Source organism: Stygiolobus sp. CP850M (genome assembly GCF_037389425.1).
Lineage (GTDB): Archaea > Thermoproteota > Thermoprotei_A > Sulfolobales > Sulfolobaceae > Stygiolobus.
Genome location: NZ_JBBHKR010000039.1, coordinates 1 through 3429, shown reverse-complemented (window position 1 = coordinate 3429; position 3429 = coordinate 1). Strand labels below are relative to the sequence as shown.

Sequence of the window (3429 nt, the reverse complement as noted above, 5' to 3'; positions counted from 1 at the left end):
CTATGTAGACGAAATAGTCAAGAGCACTTGCATCTAATTCAAATATCGGTAGTTCTGGTACCCAACCTACTCGTTTTGAAGCGTTCCTCTTGTCTTTTGTTATACTAATACCGTCTATAAACACATCGCCCGAGTTGGGTTCTAATACTCCTACAATAACCCTGATGGTCGTCGTCTTCCCTGCACCGTTCAGACCAACGAATCCAACGATTTCCCCATCATTTACTGTGAAAGTGACGTCATCGAGAACTTTTCTTTTGCCAAAATACTTTGTAATTCTCTCTACTTTAATCATTGTTTTTTCCATCGTAAGGTTTTATTTCTACAATTTAAAGTTATTGCTAACACCCTTATAATGTCTAGAAGTGTGTCGCATTCGCACTGTGTTAACCCATAGCGTGACTTTTCCTTAACTTTTAATTGCTTCTAATTCCGCCATGTGGTACACCTCTTTAGGGAATAACTCCGAGTGCTGCGAGAAAGACAGAAATGGGGGAGAAGAAAGGGGATGGAAATAGCAGTTATAGAATCAAGGAAGTCAGCAATAGCCTAAAGGTATAAGTAGATTCCCTGCTAGACGTGGAACTGACACGGCGTTAGGTATTAAGGATAAAGATGAAGTTGAGGTCGAGTCGTTCAGAAAGAGATTTAGGCGCGAAGTTAACGGTTACAGAAAATATAAGGGAGGATTATGTGTTCACGTATTCGTCTTCGGTGGACATTAGAGGCGGAAATTTGAATACGGTCACGGTCTTAATTTAAACCTTCTCGCTAGCGATCTAACAATAGACCTATGAAGAAGTACTCAGTCCTTGGAAAGTTTTTACGCTCAGTATCAAAAATCCGCCCTTTAACCCTTACGTTCCTTTCACGTTGAAATAATGTAGTTATTATTTTTAAAACGACAGTATGATTACCAAACGCGTTATAGTCCTTCAGAAAGGAGTGAAAACCGTCATTGGATGCTTGCGTCGGAGAGATCAGAATATATACCAGTTTTGCGTATACAATAATATGTCAGACGTGATAAGCGTAAGGGTTAAAAAAGGATTAAAGGAAAAGGCTGAAGAGTTAGGGATAAATATTAGGGATGTGGTTGAAAAAGCTTTAGAAAAAGCCATTGAAGAGAAAGAGAAGGAAGAGTTAAAAAAGCTTGCAAGTGACATTAAACAACTAATGAAAGACGTAAGCGAAGAGGAATGGGTCGAGGCTATAAGGAGAAGTAGAGATGAAAGGTAAAGATGGAAGGCTATTTGCTTGATTCATCTGTCATATACCCTTTGTTGGATTACATAGATAAGGTTGACGTGAAAAAGGTCTACATTCTAGACCTCACCTTTTATGAAGTAGGAAATGCAATATGGAAGGATTATAGGATCCATAAGAAGATTAAAGACCCCTTTACATTAGCTAAACTCTTTCATGAATTACTTAGGAAGTTTAACGTTTTAAGGGATTTACCAATGCAAGAGGTAATAAGGGTCGCCGTAGAGAGGGGTTTAACATATTATGACGCATCTTACGTCTTCGCAGCTATTAGCAGAGGTTTGACGTTGGTTTCTGACGATAAAGACTTACTGGAAAAGGGTAGTGCGATATCCTTTAAAGAATTCATTAAGACACTTTAAAGGACAATCCTTTTGTCCTCGACACTACTTCCTTGAGTATTTCAAAGGCTAACATGCTGTAATGTTCAAGTCCTATCTTGACCGTCCAATTTTGAGTCTCCACTTACGGCAGTCGAATGGTGTTTTGAGAGAACTCGGACTGCTATATCGTGGTTTTTACTTACCACTAGAGATTCGGGTGTGAACTTACGATTAACGTTGAAATTAATGTTACTGAAAGGTTTACGTTATCTGTCGGTGAGATAAATTGGATGAATCGACATAGACTCTACATGAAAAAACTTGAATGCAATGCCCTAACTTTTTAACCTGCCGGCTTAGATAAATTAAATATATGATATTGTTTATAAGCGACCTGCATAAGAGCCTTGATGACAAAGAGGAAATTGAGTCAGTTAAATGGCTGCTAAACATCTTAGATGAGCTAAAACCAGATTACTTAATCGGGGCCGGCGATTGGGGAGAAGGGATGTCAGCAGCTGATTTTTCCGATATTCTCTCAAGGACTAAGTTAATAGCAGTTTACGGTAATCATGAGAATTTCTCGATGGTGAAGAACTTCTCGATTAGAGATGGTCAAATAATAAGTGTTGGAAACATGAAGGTCACGGGGATTAACGGCCTAATAGGGGACGACGAGAATTACGGAATACCTCCTAATAAGTTCCTAAAAATAATAAGCAGATTAAGAGACAAAAATGTAGACGTACTAATTACTCACCAACCTCCCTACCTCCCCGAAATATACCCTAAAATGAGATACAATGAGGCTGCGGAATTGATGCTACAAGCCTTAGAACAGATCAAACCTAAGCTCCACCTAAACGGTCACATGACTGACGGTTGTTACTCCTATTACGAATTCGAATGGGGTAAATACCTCAGAGTAGATAGCTCATCCAAATTCAGATGCTACGCGATAATTGATAAGGACGTAACAGTCTATCAGAGAGGAGAGGAAGTCTTCAATTTCAGTCTATAATTCCTAAATTGTAACGAGTTTTTATCATGAACCCGTTTATCAGTAAAATTAAAATGAAGAGATAAACGCCTTTACCCTCCACATATGTCCTCCAATGAATTGTATCAAGATTTATCTCATAACAATATTCTGAAACTCTAAGAGTAATAATCTCGCTTCGTGAAACATTAGGAGACACATTCCACTAAACGTACAGGGTTTAAGAACCATTATTAAGGAGTACTGACAAACGAAATCGGTGTGTTTTAGTTATTCGATGAGGATTGACGCGACGACAGAGGACGATGAAGTTAGCTGGAAATAAATCCTTACGATAAGTATAAGGACGTGGACGTTTCAAGAAATTGGGGAAAATCTAGCTGAGGGGTAGATAGCATAAAGTTTAGACACTACTCTTCTAACTTCTCTTTGTGATGACGACGCTCATCTCCAACTTAATGGGACGTGTGGGAAGGTAAATTTGCTAATTCTTAGAAGGGTTAAAACTTTGGCCACGAGAGTCCTTCTTCAAGGGGCTTTCTTACTAACTCGACAGCATATCAGGTGTAATTATGAATTTATTTATGAACCCCCTTAAGCGGAAAGAGGAAGTCTGTTCACATGAAAACAAGAATAGATCTTTTTATATCAAAGAAAAATATCTACTAGCCGATTATTACAGAAAACTTTATTAACTTTAAGTAGTGAAATCAGTATGGGAATTATATGGGTATAAAAGATAAACTAAAAGATGCGGCAAAGAAAACAGAGAACGTAGCAAAAGATATGGCTGAAGAGGCAAAGAAAGCTGGGGAAAAAGCTGCAGAAAAGGCTAAAGAA

General features: G+C 38.3%; 4 protein-coding genes. 3 read left to right on the top strand and 1 reads right to left on the bottom strand.

Going from position 1 to position 3429, the window contains the following annotated elements:
• The coding region (locus tag WIW89_RS01805; RefSeq protein WP_337719546.1) for an ATP-binding cassette domain-containing protein at positions 1-295 on the bottom strand (295 nt) is incomplete at its 3' end.
• A gap of 719 nt (positions 296-1014) precedes the next feature.
• On the opposite strand from WIW89_RS01805, the gene WIW89_RS01800 reads away from it, so the two are divergent.
• The 3 genes from WIW89_RS01800 to WIW89_RS01790 all read left to right on the top strand — a co-directional run bounded on the left by WIW89_RS01800 (position 1015) and on the right by WIW89_RS01790 (position 2610).
• Positions 1015-1239 (top strand): type II toxin-antitoxin system CcdA family antitoxin, encoded by a 225-nt coding sequence (locus WIW89_RS01800; protein WP_337708979.1) that lies wholly within the window; start codon positions 1015-1017, stop codon positions 1237-1239.
• Between the two features lie 2 nt (positions 1240-1241).
• Complete coding sequence (locus WIW89_RS01795; RefSeq protein WP_337719545.1) at positions 1242-1628, top strand: type II toxin-antitoxin system VapC family toxin; 387 nt, start codon at positions 1242-1244, stop codon at positions 1626-1628.
• A gap of 334 nt (positions 1629-1962) precedes the next feature.
• Positions 1963-2610 carry a metallophosphoesterase family protein gene (locus WIW89_RS01790; RefSeq protein ID WP_337719544.1) on the top strand — a complete coding sequence of 216 codons (648 nt, stop codon included), beginning with the start codon at positions 1963-1965 and terminating at the stop codon, positions 2608-2610.
• Positions 2611-3429: the final 819 nt, after the last annotated feature.